General features: G+C 72.6%; 15 protein-coding genes. 10 read left to right on the forward strand and 5 right to left on the reverse strand.

Annotation, left to right across the window (positions count from 1 at the left end; all coding sequences use genetic code 11):
• The first annotated feature begins 139 nt into the window (after positions 1–139).
• The 4 genes from BX285_RS34330 to BX285_RS34345 all read left to right on the forward strand — a co-directional run bounded on the left by BX285_RS34330 (position 140) and on the right by BX285_RS34345 (position 5078).
• The gene (locus BX285_RS34330; RefSeq protein ID WP_398901852.1) at positions 140–1111 is read left to right on the forward strand and encodes an alpha/beta hydrolase; all 972 of its coding nucleotides are present in this window, start codon (positions 140–142) and stop codon (positions 1109–1111) included.
• 275 nt (positions 1112–1386) lie between these two features.
• The gene (locus BX285_RS34335; RefSeq protein WP_097240991.1) at positions 1387–2259 is read left to right on the forward strand and encodes an alpha/beta fold hydrolase; all 873 of its coding nucleotides are present in this window, start codon (positions 1387–1389) and stop codon (positions 2257–2259) included.
• A gap of 244 nt (positions 2260–2503) precedes the next feature.
• Positions 2504–4075: a sodium:solute symporter gene (locus BX285_RS34340; protein WP_097240990.1), complete on the forward strand. Its 1572-nt coding sequence runs from the start codon at positions 2504–2506 to the stop codon at positions 4073–4075.
• 124 nt (positions 4076–4199) lie between these two features.
• Entirely contained in the window at positions 4200–5078 is an 879-nt protein-coding gene (locus BX285_RS34345) for a DUF1906 domain-containing protein (RefSeq protein WP_121179450.1), read from the forward strand.
• A 231-nt stretch (positions 5079–5309) separates the two neighbouring features.
• Here the strand turns inward: BX285_RS34345 and BX285_RS34350 are convergent, their stop codons facing one another.
• Both BX285_RS34350 and BX285_RS38920 read right to left on the reverse strand, forming a co-directional pair.
• Positions 5310–7751: a bifunctional serine/threonine protein kinase/MFS transporter gene (locus BX285_RS34350; RefSeq protein WP_121179451.1), complete on the reverse strand. Its 2442-nt coding sequence runs from the start codon at positions 7749–7751 to the stop codon at positions 5310–5312.
• A 10-nt stretch (positions 7752–7761) separates the two neighbouring features.
• The gene (locus tag BX285_RS38920) at positions 7762–7893 is read right to left on the reverse strand and encodes a hypothetical protein (RefSeq protein ID WP_257033223.1); all 132 of its coding nucleotides are present in this window, start codon (positions 7891–7893) and stop codon (positions 7762–7764) included.
• Between the two features lie 169 nt (positions 7894–8062).
• Between BX285_RS38920 and BX285_RS34355 the strand changes: the two genes are divergently transcribed.
• On the forward strand, positions 8063–8254 hold the full coding sequence (locus tag BX285_RS34355; protein WP_097240987.1) for a S26 family signal peptidase: 192 nt from the start codon (positions 8063–8065) through the stop codon (positions 8252–8254).
• A 25-nt stretch (positions 8255–8279) separates the two neighbouring features.
• On the opposite strand, the gene BX285_RS34360 is transcribed toward BX285_RS34355, so the two are convergent.
• A complete protein-coding gene (locus BX285_RS34360) occupies positions 8280–8714 on the reverse strand; it encodes a hypothetical protein (protein WP_097240986.1) in 435 nt (144 codons plus the stop codon).
• A 122-nt stretch (positions 8715–8836) separates the two neighbouring features.
• A complete protein-coding gene (locus tag BX285_RS34365; RefSeq protein WP_097240985.1) occupies positions 8837–9862 on the reverse strand; it encodes a helix-turn-helix transcriptional regulator in 1026 nt (341 codons plus the stop codon).
• A 220-nt stretch (positions 9863–10082) separates the two neighbouring features.
• On the opposite strand from BX285_RS34365, the gene BX285_RS34370 reads away from it, so the two are divergent.
• The 3 genes from BX285_RS34370 to BX285_RS34380 all read left to right on the forward strand — a co-directional run bounded on the left by BX285_RS34370 (position 10083) and on the right by BX285_RS34380 (position 12446).
• On the forward strand, positions 10083–10466 hold the full coding sequence (locus BX285_RS34370) for a peptidoglycan-binding protein (protein ID WP_257033222.1): 384 nt from the start codon (positions 10083–10085) through the stop codon (positions 10464–10466).
• Positions 10467–10820: 354 nt separating this feature from the next.
• A complete protein-coding gene (locus BX285_RS34375; protein WP_220784021.1) occupies positions 10821–11648 on the forward strand; it encodes a class I SAM-dependent methyltransferase in 828 nt (275 codons plus the stop codon).
• A 156-nt stretch (positions 11649–11804) separates the two neighbouring features.
• On the forward strand, positions 11805–12446 hold the full coding sequence (locus tag BX285_RS34380) for a DedA family protein (RefSeq protein WP_097240983.1): 642 nt from the start codon (positions 11805–11807) through the stop codon (positions 12444–12446).
• A 50-nt stretch (positions 12447–12496) separates the two neighbouring features.
• Here BX285_RS34380 and BX285_RS34385 read toward each other — a convergent pair whose 3' ends face one another.
• Positions 12497–13039: a MarR family winged helix-turn-helix transcriptional regulator gene (locus BX285_RS34385; protein WP_121179453.1), complete on the reverse strand. Its 543-nt coding sequence runs from the start codon at positions 13037–13039 to the stop codon at positions 12497–12499.
• 64 nt (positions 13040–13103) lie between these two features.
• Between BX285_RS34385 and BX285_RS34390 the strand changes: the two genes are divergently transcribed.
• A complete protein-coding gene (locus BX285_RS34390; protein ID WP_121179454.1) occupies positions 13104–13820 on the forward strand; it encodes an SDR family NAD(P)-dependent oxidoreductase in 717 nt (238 codons plus the stop codon).
• 97 nt (positions 13821–13917) lie between these two features.
• Complete coding sequence (locus BX285_RS34395) at positions 13918–14208, forward strand: hypothetical protein (protein WP_097240980.1); 291 nt, start codon at positions 13918–13920, stop codon at positions 14206–14208.
• The last annotated feature ends 24 nt before the right edge of the window (positions 14209–14232 follow it).

Genomic DNA, 14232 nt, shown 5'->3' on the forward strand with positions numbered 1-14232 from the left:
AGGTGGCGCCACCATACGGGGAGAAGAAGGCATGCGGGGAGGAGAAGGTATGAACGAGACCAGCGGTACGCGGCAGCCGTCGGCGAGCGGAGGCGGGTTACGGCAGCAGGCACTGGGGGGCGAACGGGACTGGGAGGCGATGACGGCCGAGGAACTGGCCGCCTATCGCGAGGCGGAGAACCACAGGCGGGCGTCGCCGGCGATGCGGGCGATCACCGGGATGCCGGACCCCGGTGCCGCGGTCGACTGGCAGGAGCTGGCGCTGCCCGGCCGCCGCCTGCCGGTGCGTGTCCACCGGCCGGTCCGCGAGCGCGGCGCCGACCGCGCCGATCGCGCCGATCGCGCCGAACGAGCTGACCGGGCGGAGCCCCTGCCCCTCGTACTCCACGTCCACGGCGGCGGATTCGTGGGCACGGCGGTGCAGTGCGACTGGATCACCAGCCGTCTCGCCGCCCGGCTGCCGGCCCTCGTCGTCTCGGTCGAGCACCGCCTGCTCGCCCCCGACACGCCGCTGTCGGCCGCCGTCGACGACGGCTGGGACGCGCTCGACCACCTGGTGCGGCACGCCGCCCATCGGGGCATCGACCCGACACGCATCGCCGTCTTCGGCGAGAGCTGCGGCGCCCTGATCACCGCCCTGACCGCCGTCCGCGCCCGGCAGGCCGGCCTGCCGCTGCGGGCCCAGGTGCTGGTCAACCCCCTTGCCGACGTCACCGGGGCGATGTTCGACCACCCCTCGGTCGCCGAGTACGCCCAGAGTCCGACCCTGACCGTGCCCCAACTGCGGCTGCTGCAGCGGCTCGCCGTCCCCTCGGGGGACGACCCCCGTGCGCTGTCCCCGCTGCACGCCGACCAACTCGCCGGCCTGGCACCGGCGTTGGTGGTGGTGCCGACCCATGACCCGCTGGCCGACCACGGCCGCCGCTACGCCGAGCGCCTGCGTGCCGCCGGGACGCCCGCGCGGCTGACCGAGTTCCCGGAGACCACGCACGCCTTCCTGAGCATGCCGGCGGTGGTGCCGCAGGCCGAGGCGGCAGCGGCGGAGATCACCACGTTCCTCCGCGATGCCCTCGACCGGCCGGGCGGGCCTGGTGGGCCCGGCAGCCTCTGACCGAGCGCGCCCGACGAGCACGTACGACGAGCACGTCCGACGAGCGCGCCCGACGAGCACGTACGACGAGCACGGCCGACGGCGGAGCCACGGCATCCGCCGTCGACTGCCCATCGGACTAGATAGATCGTTCGTTCTAGTCCGTGCTAGGTTTACCCCACTAGAGCGTTCGTTCCAGTCAGGTCCAGTCCTGGGGCGAAGCGACGACCGAACCTGCCACCCGTCTGCCTTCGGCGCAGGGCGGGACCGAACACCGCAAGAGGGAACGAGGAACCGTGGACATCAAGCACATCACCGCGAACGGCATCGACTTCGCCTACGTGGAGCAGGGCGAGGGCCCGCTGGCCCTGCTGCTGCACGGATTTCCGGAGACCCCGGACATCTTCCGCGACCTGATGCCGGCTCTGGCCGCCGCCGGGTACCGGGCGGTGGCCCCGTACATGCGCGGCTTCGCGCCCTCCGCGGTCCCGTCCGACGGCAGCATGCGCCTGGCCGACCTGATCGCCGACGCCAACGCCCTGCACGAGGCCCTGGGCGGCGGCGCCGACGCCGTCCTGATCGGGCACGACTGGGGCGGGTTCACCACCTGGGGCGCGTCGGTGCACGCGCCCGAGCGCTGGTCGAAGGTCGTGGTGGCGGACGTACCGCCGCTGCGTTTCTACGAGCGCAAGGCCGCCGACCCGGTGCAGATCCACAAGAACAGCCACTTCTACTTCTTCCAGATGGGCATCGCCGACCAGATCGTGCCGGTCGACGACTTCGCCTACATCGACTGGCTGTGGCAGCACTGGAGCGGCTTCGCCAACCCGGAGCTCGACACCACCGCCTACCGCGAGGCCGGCAAGAACGCCCTGCGCGCCCCCGAGAACCTGAGCCTCGGCCTCGGCCTCTACCGCCAGAACTTCCCGGCCGCGACCTTCGGCACCGACCAGTGGGAAATGGGCCCGCTGCTCGCCGAACTCCCCGCCCAGCCGACCCTCTACCTCCACGGCAGCGAGGACCCGGTGATGGACGAGGAAGCGATGGCGGACCTGCTCCGGCTGCTGCCCGCCGGCTCGGACAGCGTCCTGCTCCCTGGCGTGGGTCACTTCCCCTTCGTCGAGGCCCCCGAGGAGGTGACCAAGCGCATCCTCGCCTTCCTCGCCTGAGGGTCCTCCTCGCCTGAGGACCCTCCGCCCCGTCGCCCCGGAGGAGCGTGACCGCGATCCGGGGCGACGGGGCGGTGCGGGGTGCGAGCCCGGCCGTCAGCGGCACGGCGGGACAGCGGGACGGACGGACCCGGACGGACCGACCCGTCCCCGGAGGTTCGCCGGACAAGCCCGGCAGGCGCGGCAGCATGCTTCTACCCTGGGACAGGCGGACACCCCCGCCGGCTGTCGCTTGGGAGTGAGCGTGCGCCAACTCGACCTTCTCGTAGTCGTCGTCTACCTGGTCGCCATCGCCGTGATCGGGCTGCGGCTGGCAGGTCGTCAGAGGACGTCGAAGGACTACTTCGTCGGCGAGGGCCACCTGCCGTGGTGGACCGTCTCGTTCTCCGTCGTGGCCACCGAGACCAGCGTGCTGACCGTCATCAGCGTGCCCGGCGGCGCCTACGGCGGGCAGGGCTTCGGCAACGTCGAACTCGCCCTGGGCTACGTCATCGGCCGCACCGTCGTGGCCTCCGCGCTGATCCCCCTGTACAAGCGTGGAGGCTTCGTCAGCGCCTACCAGTACCTGGGCAGCCGGTTCGGCCCCAGGCTCCAGGGGCTCGCCTCGGTGACCTTCGTCGTCACCCGGCTGCTGGCCGAGGGCGTGCGCCTGTTCGCCTCGGCGATCCCGATCAAACTGCTGCTCGGAGAGTTCGGCGTGCACACCGGCTACCGCGCCATCATCATCGTGCTCACGCTGATCACGGTCGTCTACACGTACCTCGGCGGGATCAAGGCCGTCATCTGGACCGACGCCATCCAGATGGGCCTGTACCTCGGCGGCGCCCTCCTCGCCGTCGCGGTGCTGTCCGGCCACGTCGGCGCCGACGGCTACGCGCGCGCCCTGGACGCCGGCCGGTTCAGGCTCTTCGACACCGACTTCGGCCTCGACCACATCCTCACCAGCCCGTTCGCCCTGCCGACCGCGATCGTCGGCGGCGCGATCTTCGCCATGGCCAGCCACGGCTCCGACCAGCTCATCGTCCAGCGCATCCTCGCGACCCGGACCCTGCGCGACGGCCAGAAGGCGATGATCGCCTCCGGCGTGTTCGTCACCCTCCAGTTCGCCGCCTTCTCCCTCGTCGGCGCCCTGCTGTGGGCCTACAACGAGGGCAAGAGCTTCAAGGCCCTCGGCTTGGGCAGTTCCGACAACCTCTACCCCGACTTCATCCTGCACGGGCTGCCCGTGGTGGTCTCCGGCCTGCTCGTCGCCGGCATCCTCGGCGCCGCCATGGGCTCGCTGTCCTCGGCCCTGAACTCGATGTCGAACTCGACGGTCGCCGACATCATCCACAGCTTCTTCCGCCGGACCCCCTCCGAGGAGTTCCTGCTCAGGCTCGCCCGCGTGATGACGCTGGCGTGGGCCGCACTGATGGCCGTCTTCGCCTGCGCCTTCAGCACCAGCACCGGCAACGTCTACCTCACCGGCCTGACCATCGCCGGCTACACCTACGGCGCACTGCTCGGCGCCTTCCTGCTCGGCCGCCTCGTACGGCGCGCCAACGAGGCCGACTCCGTCCTCGCCTTCCTGGCCACCGTCGCCGTGATGACCTACCTCGTGCGCGAGGTGAAGATCGACGTCACCACGGCCGCCGGGACCGTTCCCACCGCCATCGCGGCGCAGTGGCTGGTCCCGGTCGGCGTGCTGGTCACCCTCGCCGTCGGCGGCCTGCTCAGCCTCCTCCACCGCGCCCCCGACACCTCGCGCACCCCGGCGGACGACGCACGGCCCACCCCCGAGGCCGGCCTCCCCGAGGCGGCCGCCGCCCAGGAGTGACGCCGGCTCGTTCGACAGCGTGCCCGACGTTCGGAGCCGGCGGTGTCGCGAATGCGGATGAACGGGCGCGCCACGACGGCACCGTGACGCGGAGACGGCCCCGACGACGGCTAGAACTGGGGGAATGCGTCTACCCTCCCTCGCCGCGCTCCCCGCAGCGGCCCTGCTCGTCATGCTCCCCGGCACCGCCCACGGCACCGCCCCCGTCGCACCGGAGCGGGCCCGCCGGCCCGTTCCCGTCACCCAGCCCGCGCCCGTTCCCCGGCCCCTCGCCGCGCCGCTGCCGGAGTACCGGTTCACCGGGGCCGGATTCGACGCCTGCTCGGCGCCGCCGCTGGAAGCCCTGTCCGCCTGGCGCACCGCCTCGCCCTACGGGGCAGTGAACATCTACAGCAGCGGAGGCCAGCGCCACTGCTCGCAGGACCGGCTGACGCCGGAGTGGGTCGCCGAGGCCCGCTCGATGGGGTGGAAGCTGGTGCCCACCCACGTCGGACTCCAGGCACCCTGCGCCGACCGCCCGGACAAACCGCTGCGGATCGACCCGGCACGCGCCGAGGCGCAGGGCGAGGAGGAGGCGCAGGAGGCGGCGCAGGCACTGCGGACGCTGGGCCTGGGGCCGGGCAGCCCGGTGTACCTCGACATGGAGGGGTACCCGGTGGGCGACGCGGTGTGCAGCCGGGCGGTGGTCGACTTCACCGCCGGCTGGACCACGGCCCTGCACGAGGCCGGGTACCGGTCGGGCTTCTACTCCAGCATGAACTCCGGCATCGCGGACCTCGTCGCCGCCGTCCGGGCCGGGCGGTCCCCGGTGCCCGACGCGATCTGGTACGCCCGCTGGGACGGGAGGCCCACCACCACCGGCCAGGCCGGGCTGCCCGACGACCTGTGGACCGGCCACCAGCGCATCCACCAGTACCGGGGCAGCGCCGACGAGACGTACGGCGGGGTGACGCTCAACGTCGACCGCGACCAGCTGGACGGCCCGGTCGCAGGCGGTTACTGACCCCGGACGAACCGGCAGGCCGACCGGGAACGGGAACGGGGGCGGGACATGGGCCCGTACCGGGTGCACGGGAGGAGCTGGGAGGTGGCACCGCCGCGGGCACCGCACCGGGCAGGGGCTCCGGACCGGGTCCGGAGCCCCTTGCGGTGTGCTGCGGTCGCGGGTGGATCTCGCGGCCGAGGGCCGAGGGCCGAGGGCCGGCGGACGGCCGCCTCGGCGGCCGATCTCGGGCTACCTCCGCAGGTGGTCGCGCGGAGCCGGGGCGGTCAGGGCGCTTTCCGGGCCCTTGACCATCAGCCCCCCGACCAGCGCCGCGATCAGCAGGGCCGCGGCCGACAGGTACAGGGCCACGGGAGTGTGTCCGCCGGATTCCAGCCCGACCGTCCCGCCGAGCAGGGCGGCGGAGGCCGAACCGCCCAGCTCCTGGCCCGTGACGGCGAGGGCCGCCCGGCCGCCGCAGTCGTGCGCGACGATGCCTTCGGTGATCGCCGAATAGAGCAGGGTGGCGGCCGTGCCCAGTCCGACGCCGAGGCAGATCAGGCCGGACCAGGCCCCGGCGGGGGATTCCGGGCCCGTGCCGATGAGCAGGACACCGACCGCCGCGAGCCCCAACCCCGGTACCAGCAGAGCGCGGAACGCGACGCGGGGCAGCAGCGGGGCGGCGAGGAGCAGGGAGCCGGTGAGGAATGAGCCGGCCGTGACCGCGAACGCCACCAGCCCCGGTCCGGGCCCGACGGACCACAGGAACTCGGCCAGCGACGGCACCGCCGACTCCAGGGCGAACCCGCTGAGGCACAGGGCGATCAGTGCGCCGCGGCGCCCGAGGGCCCCGGTCCCGTACGCCGGCAGGATCGCGGCGCCCGGTGTCCTGCCCTGCCGCCGGAAGAAGGCCGCCATCAGGACGACACCGCCGGCCAGGCACAGGGGCGGCAGCGGAGTGTCCCAGCCGAGCGCCGGCGACCGGTCGAGGGCGAAGACGACGGAGGCGACCCCCAGCGTGCTCAGCAGCGCGCCCAGCGCGTCGAATCCGGCCGGCGTGCGGTCGGGCAGGTCACGGACCAGGGCGGCCGTGCCGGCGAGGGCGATGAGGGCCAGCAGGATGATGACGTAAAGGGACATGCGCCACGTCGTGTACTGGGCGAGCGGCACGGCGAGGAACAGGCCGAGCACGGAACCGCCCAGGGCCGCCAGCGAGTAGAGCCCGAAGGCCTTCGTACGGGCCCTCGACCCGGTGAAGTGGACGGCGACCAGCGCGAACGAGGCCGGGGTGCTCAGGGCCGCGAAGACGCCCTGGGCGGTGTAGGCCCAGAGCATGGTGTCGGGCTCGGTGGACCACACCTGGACCGCGGTGGTCAGGGTGAACCCTGTCAGGCCGATGAGCAGCGTCGTCTTGCGGCCGATGAGGTCCGCCAGGTGTCCGCCGAGGAACAGCAGCGCACCGAAGGCCAGGAAGTGGCCGGTGTCCATCCACTGCGCGGACGAGCTGTCCGCGTCCAGATCGCGCATGACGTCGTACAGCAGCACGGTCGAGGTCGACGTGGCGAGGGCCACGGCCAGCTGTGCGATCGTCGCCATCGCCAGTGCCCACCCGCGCCGCAGGTTCGGGCCCGGCGGCGGTGCCGGCGGTCCGTATCCCGGCGGGGGCCCGGCGTGCGCCGGGTCGGTGGGCGCGTACGCGGGCGGGCCGTACGCGGGCGGCGCCAGGGGGTACGAGGTCTCCTGGCCGGGAGCGGGGGCGGTGTGCCCGTGCGGAGACGGCTGCGGGCCCCGGTTCTGCGGGGTGAAGTCCAGCAGTTCCGCCGCCTTGCGCCCGATGTGGGCCAGCACCGGCCCCGGCAGCCACTCACCGACTCGGTCCGGCTGCGTGCGCTCGACCACCTGGGCGGGCGTGGGCCGCGCCGCCGGGTCCTTGGCCAGGCACGCGCGGACGAGATCGACGAGCGAGTCCGGTACGCCGGTGAGGTCCGCCTCCTCCTCGGCGATCCGGAAGAGGTGGGCGTTGAGGCCGGTGTCCGTGGCGCCGAACAGGAGGCGGCCGGTGGCGGCGTAGACGAGAACCGCGCCCAGGCAGAACACGTCGCTGGCAGCGGTGAGTTCACGGCCCCGGACCTGCTCGGGGGACATGAAGCCAGGCGATCCGATCAGCATGCCGGTGCGGGTGAGCAGGCTGTCCCCGCCTATGCTTTCGAGCGCCCGGGCGATGCCGAAGTCGATGACGCGCGGCCCGTCCACGGTGACGAGGACGTTGGACGGCTTGAGGTCGCGGTGGATCAGCCCCGCCTGGTGCACGGCCTGCAGGGCGAGGGCCAGGCGGTTGGCGAGGGTGCGCACCGAGTGCTCGGGCAGCGGCCCGTAGCCCTTGCCGACCACGGTGGTCAGGTCGGGACCGGGGATGTACTGGGTGGCGACCCAGGGCACGGCCGCCTCGGTGTCGGCGTCCAGGACGGCGGCCGTCCAGTCCCCGCCCACCAGCCTGGCGGCGGCGACCTCGCGGGTGAACCGCCTGCGGAATTCGGGGTGGTGGGCGTGTTCGGCCTGCACGGTCTTCACGGCGACCGTCCGGCCGAGGTCGGACCGGCCGAGATAGACCAGGCCCATTCCGCCCTCACCCAGGCGGGCGATCAGACGGTAGGGGCCGATGTGTGTGGGGTCCTGCCCCGTCAGCTGTTCCACGGCGGAGGGATCAGTCCTTCACGTTGGGGCTCAGATGGTGACACAGCTTCACGAAGAGGTCGAGATTGGGCAGGACGTGCGCCCGCGCGGACCTCGGAGTCGGCCGCTCGGTCCGGATGTGCTCGATCTCGTCCTTGCCCATGCGGTGATCCCCCGTAGGTGAAAGTGCCTTGATCAGAAGATAGTGCAGTTGTCCACGGTCAAACCGCGGTTCAGCACTATGGATCCGGCCGGCCGGCAGCCGACTTCATCAGTCTGTGCGGCCCCGACGTGCTCTTGGACGGGACCGACCTGCGGCCGCAACTCCCTGGATGATCAAGCGGGTTGCGGCCGTCCCCGGCGAGCCGGTGGCCGCCCCGCTCCTCGGCCGGTGCCGGGGGACCGTGGTTCCGCGCGGCTACTTCCTCGCACTCGGCGGCAACACCGCGGCCGGCATCGACTCGCGCCACCACGGATACCTGCCGCCGTCAGGAATCCGGGGGCGAGTGGTGCGGCAGGTGTGAGGCGAGGAGAGGAGAGGGTGCCGTGCTACCGGTCCGACCCCTCCAGCACCTGCGTGACCAGGGCGACGTCGGCCTTGGGAATCACGATCACGTGCTGCTCGCCGCTCGCCGACAGGTCGAAGCGGGCCATCTTCGGGTGCGGCGTCCGCTGCTCCGACGGCGACAGGTGGAACGGGCCGCGGAGGGCGACGGTCTCGCCGGTGCGCCGGTTGCGCCAGGTCACCGTCTCGGCCGCGAGGTACAGGAGGCCGGCCGCCGCGTGCGGAACGGTGCGTCCCTTGCCGACCGACAGCATCTTGACCGTGCCCAGCGTCGGGCTGGAGCAGAACACCTGCAGGGTGGTACCGGCGCGGAGATCGGCCAGGTCCTTCTCGGTGCTCAGCCGCCGGATGCCGAGCACCGAGAGCAGGGTGTCGGAGAGGGTTCTGGTTCCCGCGGAGCGGCGTGTTTCGGTCGTCATGGCGCAGATCCTCGCAGGTCAGGCCGGAAGGCCCGCGACCGGGGTGGTACCACGAGGCCTGTCTGCCCCCGGGGGCGGAGGGCGGACGCGGCGTCCGTCGTGGTGGGGCACCGGGCGGGGTCTCAGGGCGTGCTGTCCTGCGGTCGTCTGTCGAACCTCGCGCCGCGCGGGGGTGCGGGTGGGGGGTCGGTGGAGGTGAGCAGTTGCAGCCCCAGGCTGCTGCAGGTGTGGAACACCGCCTTGCCCGCCCTGCGGGAGGTGATCAGGCGTGCGTGCCGTAGTGCTCTGGCGTGTTCGGAAGCGGATGCCTTGCTGATGTCGAGCGCGCGGGCGATCTCCGTGGTGGTGCGGTGGGCGGTCAGCAGGTGCAGGACTGCGGCGCGCGTGCTGCCGAGCAGCGTCCCCAACGGGTCGTCGGGCTCGTCCTCCCCGGTGAATCGCAGGGGTGCCGCCGCCGTCGGGTAGATCAGGACGCTGGGTGCGTCAGTGTGGTGGGCGATGATCGGACGGCCCTTCCAGAGGACCGACGGCAGTACCCGCAGCCCGTGGCCGGTCAGCCGGACGTCGACGTCGCCGGGTCGGTCGTACGCCAGAGTCGAACTGCTTTCCCAGTGGCCGCCGGGTACGAGGCCGGCGAGGGCGGTGTGAAGGCCCTGATGGGCCAGGATGCGTGTGCGCCAGGCGAGCTCCGCGTCGTGAGCGGCCTCGATCCGCGGCCACTGGTGGGCGAGCAGAGCCGTCCACGTCGTGCGCAGGGCGGATTCGAGCAGGTGCAGGCCCGCACTGTCGCGGCCCACCAGGGCGCGGGTGAAGGGCGTGACCGGGCGGGATGCGGGACACACGTGGTCCAGGTCGGTTCGTATGGTGGCGGCCGGTGTGTGCAGGACCAGGTCGAGGCCGGAGCCGAAGTCGGGGCTGACCGGGTCGAGGAACATCGGCCCTGCGCCGGAGGCAGGCACCAGGTCCAGCAGGGGCCGCCCTGCCACGGGGAAGGCCCGGCGTGCGGCCTGCTGCCACCGACCCGCATCGCAGGGCCGGGGCGGTCGCTGCAACTGGGCCACCGCCAGCGCGAGTTCCATCATCGGCGCGGGAGCGGGGACGAATGCGACCCGGAGGAGGTCGTCGGCGGAGAAGTGTAATCGCAGCACTGCAGGCTCCTTCTCGGTGATGTCCGACGGCCGCGTCGTTCGGCCTGGGCCGAACGGATGGCCGGTCGCGCACGGTTCTCACGAGTATGGCAACGCCGACGACGCCGGGACACGGGCGATCAGGACAAGCACCGTGGGCGACGGGCGGCGGCAATCAGGCGGTGGTGTCCGCTCGTCACCGCCGAGGCACCTGTCCGAACACTGCGATGGAGGAACTGGCATGAGGCTGGACCGTATCGGCAAGCGCGCGGCCGTGCTGATGGTCACGGGGCTGCTGGGTGCGGGGGTGTGCGCCGGGCCGGCGCAGGCATCCCCGAGCGCGGGGTACATCGGGGACGGCTACGGCAACAACAGCCACGGCGTCTGGTGCGTGCAGCACCTGGTCAACGACGTGGCCGCCGGTCACGGCAAGGGGCGCCCGCTCGCGGAGGACGGCGTGTGGGGACCCAACACCAAGAGCTGGGTCCGGTGGTACCAGGGCATCGACGGAAGGACGCAGGACGGCATCGTCGGCAGGGACACCGGAGGCGACCTGCTGCTCGACGGCGACCAGTACTACGGCGGCTGGAACTACTGCTACACGTACGTGCCGTCGCACTTCTGAGTGAAAACGAGCGAGGCCCGGCACCCGGGTGGGTGCCGGGCCTCGCCCGGTGTGGAGCGCCAGGCCCGGGTTGCACGGACTCTTCCTACTGAAAGTAGGACGTGCTCTGGTAGCACCGCTGACGCCTGACGAGAAATCATTTCCCTCGCGACGGGATGAAGACTAGCAGGTCAGCGGCCCGCGATCGAAACCGGCCCCGGACCGGTCCCGCACCGGCCCGGACGAGGCCGCCTGCCGGGGACGCCGTGCGGGCAGAGCAGCGGACCGACAGGCCGGGTGCGCGCGGGCGTGCCACACTCGCACCATCCGGGTCCGACTACGGGCCCGGCGGCGGGGCCCAGGAGTCCCGGCCGGATGCCCCGAAGCGAGGGGAGGGACGACGGCATGTCCTTCGAGGGTGCGGTCCCCGACGTCTACGAGCGGTACCTCGTCCCGCTGCTCTTCCGCCCCTACGCCGAGGAGCTGGCCCGGCGCCTGGCGCTGCGCCGCCCCCGGGACGTGATCGAGACCGCCGCCGGCACCGGCGCGCTCACCCGCGAGCTGGCCGCCGTCCTGGCGCAGGACGCCTCGGTCACCGCGACCGACCTCAGCGGCGCGATGCTCGACCGCGCGCGGGCCGTGCCGCTCGCCCGGCCGGTGCGCTGGGTCGAGGCGGACGCCATGGCGCTGCCCTTCCCGGACGGCTCCTGCGACGCGGTGGTCTGCCAGTTCGGGTACATGTTCTTCCCCGACCGTCCGCGCGCCTTCGGCGAGGCCCTGCGGGTGCTGCGCCCCGGCGGGGTGCTGCTGCTCAGCGTGTGGGACGACATCGCGGCGAACGACTTCCCCGCGATGGCCGAGGCGGCGGTCGGCGGGCTCTTCCCCGGGGACCCGCCCGACTTCCTGAGCCGTGTTCCGTACGGCTACCACGACCCCGCCGCGATCGCGCGGGATGTGGCGGACGGCGGCTTCACGAGCGCCCCGCGGATCGAGACCCTCGCCGCGCGGAGCCGCGCCGACTCGCCCGAGGACGCGGCGACGGCCCTGTGCGGCGGCACCCCGCTGCGCGACGAGATCGAGGCCCGGGGCACGCACACCCTGGACGAGGCGATCCGGACGGCCGCGGCGGCGATCGCCACCCGCTTCGGCACCGGCCCGGTCGAGGGCGCACTCAGCGCGCTGGTGGTGACCGTCACCCGCTGACGGCCCCGGCGTCTCCGTCCGGCACCCCGCCGGCACCCCGCCGGCACTCGGCGGCCCCTTCCCCGCCCGGGCCCCTTCCCCGCCCGACGAGGTTGACCTGGCCGCAAGCGTTACATTGGGGCGGAAAGGGGCCCGATCGCCGGCGAGGTGTGGCCGATGCACTCGATCACCGACTGGTTGCGCGGCCTGTCCGGCCCGGTCGTGTACGCGGTCGTCGGCGGCATGGTCTTCACCGAGGACGCCCTGTTCTTCAGCTTCTTCATCCCCGGCGAGTCCGCCGCCGTCCTCGGGGGCTTCCTCGCCCACCAGGGCAGGGCCTCCCTCGGCTGGATGGTCCTGGTGGTGGTCTGCGCGGCCATCCTCGGCGACTCCGCCGGTTACGAGATCGGCCGGCACCTCGGTCCGGCGATCCTCCGCACCCGTCCGCTGCAGCGCCACGCCAAGCAGGTCGGCAGGGCGCAGGACCTGATCGGCCGGCGCGGGCCGGTGGCCGTCTTCGTCGGCCGGTTCATCGCCTTCCTCCGCCCGCTGGTGCCCTCGCTGGCCGGGATGTCCCGCATGCCGTACCGCCGGTTCCTGCTCTACAACGCCCTCGGCGGGATCGCCTGGGGCGTCGGCTTCACCCTGCTCGGCTACTTCGCCGGAGCCGCCTACACCAGGGTGGAGGGCACGGTCGGCCGCCTCGCCGCCATCACGATCGCCGCGATCGTCGCCGTCGCCCTGCTGGTCTGGTTCCTGCGTCGGCACCGCTCGCGCGGCCGCGAGCCGGCGGACGACGACAGTCGACGGAAGCCCTGAAAGGGGCCGCCCCGACCGGCTGCACGGACGGTGGTGCGGCCTTCGGAGGCTCAGCCCTCCTCGCGGGTCGTGCGTCGTCGGACATCGGCCATCAGCTTGTCCAGGATCGCGATGAGCGTGATGCGTTCGTCGTCCGACAGGCAACTGACGAGCGTGGCTTCCCGACCGAGCACGGTGTCGACGGAGCGCTCGATGAGCGCATGGCCTTCGGTCGTGAGTTTCACCAGGACGGTTCGACGGCCGGTGCCCGCCGATGCCCGTTCGACGAGGCCGTCGCGTTCGGCCCGGGCGACGCGTTGCGAGATCGCGCCGGCGGTGACCAGCGTCCGCCGGGCGAGCTCGCGGGTGCTGAGGGCGTAGGGCGGGCCTGAGCGGCGGATGACGGAGAGCAGGTCGAGGGTGGCCGCGTCGATCCCCGCGTCCCGCAGAGCCCGGCTGCGGTCGTCGGTGAAGAGCTTGGCCAGCCACCAGATGGGGGTGACGATCTCGATCGACTCGGTCGGAGTGCCCGGCCGCTCCCGTCGCCAGGCCGCGGCGATCTCGGTGGCGGAATGGGCGGGTGCCGGGTCCTCTGCTGCAGCGGCGTCGGCCACGATGTGATTCCTTGTCAGCCTCGGCTATGTTTAGGTCTAAACGTAGCATCGGACAGGAGGAACCATGACCCGCACCGTGGTCGTCACCGGAGGAACCAGCGGCATCGGCCGTGCCATCGCCCAAAGGTTCGCCGGCGACCGGGCACAGGTGTTCATCACCGGCCGTCACGCCGACACCGTCGAGCTGACCGCCAAGGAACTGGGGGTGCACGGGGTCGTCTGTGACGCGACCGACCCGGGGCAGGTCGCATCGCTCGCCGCCCGCCTCGGGGAGCTGGACGTCCTGGTCAACGCCGCCGGCGGCCTACCCGAGACGGCATCAGGCGACGGAGCATCCCTGGACGCGCTGCTCGCCCAGTGGCAGGCCAACCTGGCGCAGAACCTGCTCACCGCGGTGCTGACCACGGCCGCAGTCCAGAACAGGCTCACCGGCGGCAGTTCCGTCATCAGCATCGGATCGATCGGCGCCGAGCGCCGCGGCGGCTCCTACGGCGCGGCCAAGGCCGCTCTGGCCGCATGGAACGCCTCGCTGTCCGCCGAGCTCGCTCCCCAAGGTGTGACCTGCAACGTCATCTCCGCGGGTTACATCGCAGGCACCAACTTCTTCCGCGGCCAACTGAGCGACGAACGCCACCGCGCGCTGGTGGAGGAGACGCACAACAAACGACCGGGCACCGTCGACGACATCGCCGAGACCGCCTGTTTCCTCGCCTCCCCAGGTGCCCGGCACGTCACCGGCCAGACCATCCACGTCAACGGAGGCGCCTTCACCACGCGGTAGCGCCTGTTCCGGGCCGGTGCGTGGAACCAAGGGCCCGGGCCACCGAGTCGTTGCCGTAGGACGGGGAGTTCGAGCTCGACGACGACGGGGGACCGGGATGCGCCACAGGTGGCCGACCGAGCAGGAGTTGCGGCAGAGCTTCCACGCGGAACTGGAGCGAGTGGTCGCGGGCGGGGGAGTGCGTTCCTGCACCGGGCTGGACAACGACACCTCGGAGGCGCTGTGGGCGATCGCCTCGGCGGAGCCCGCGGACCGCGGGGCCCTGGTGCCGGCCGCCTACCGGGCGTTCGCCGGTCAGCTGGACGGCAGCAACGCGGCCCGCTGGCACGAGGACCTGGAGCGCCGGTTCGAGGAGCGCGAGCAGCGGCGCCAGGGCGAGGCGGACTGAGGGGCTGGATCACGCCGACGAAGA

Origin of the sequence: Streptomyces sp. 1114.5, from assembly GCF_003635085.1 — a bacterium.
Lineage (GTDB): Bacteria > Actinomycetota > Actinomycetes > Streptomycetales > Streptomycetaceae > Kitasatospora.

Excerpts from the sequence above, each read along its gene's own strand:
- BX285_RS34330 (WP_398901852.1), top strand. The coding sequence starts at position 140 with ATGACGGCCGAGGAACTGGCCGCCTATCGCGAGGCGGAGAACCACAGG.
- BX285_RS34345 (WP_121179450.1), top strand. The coding sequence starts at position 4,200 with ATGCGTCTACCCTCCCTCGCCGCGCTCCCCGCAGCGGCCCTGCTCGTC.
- BX285_RS38920 (WP_257033223.1), bottom strand. The coding sequence starts at position 7,893 with ATGGGCAAGGACGAGATCGAGCACATCCGGACCGAGCGGCCGACTCCG.
- BX285_RS34355 (WP_097240987.1), top strand. The coding sequence starts at position 8,063 with ATGATCAAGCGGGTTGCGGCCGTCCCCGGCGAGCCGGTGGCCGCCCCG.
- BX285_RS34360 (WP_097240986.1), bottom strand. The coding sequence starts at position 8,714 with ATGACGACCGAAACACGCCGCTCCGCGGGAACCAGAACCCTCTCCGAC.
- BX285_RS34370 (WP_257033222.1), top strand. The coding sequence starts at position 10,083 with ATGAGGCTGGACCGTATCGGCAAGCGCGCGGCCGTGCTGATGGTCACG.
- BX285_RS34375 (WP_220784021.1), top strand. The coding sequence starts at position 10,821 with ATGCCCCGAAGCGAGGGGAGGGACGACGGCATGTCCTTCGAGGGTGCG.
- BX285_RS34380 (WP_097240983.1), top strand. The coding sequence starts at position 11,805 with ATGCACTCGATCACCGACTGGTTGCGCGGCCTGTCCGGCCCGGTCGTG.
- BX285_RS34390 (WP_121179454.1), top strand. The coding sequence starts at position 13,104 with ATGACCCGCACCGTGGTCGTCACCGGAGGAACCAGCGGCATCGGCCGT.
- BX285_RS34395 (WP_097240980.1), top strand. The coding sequence starts at position 13,918 with ATGCGCCACAGGTGGCCGACCGAGCAGGAGTTGCGGCAGAGCTTCCAC.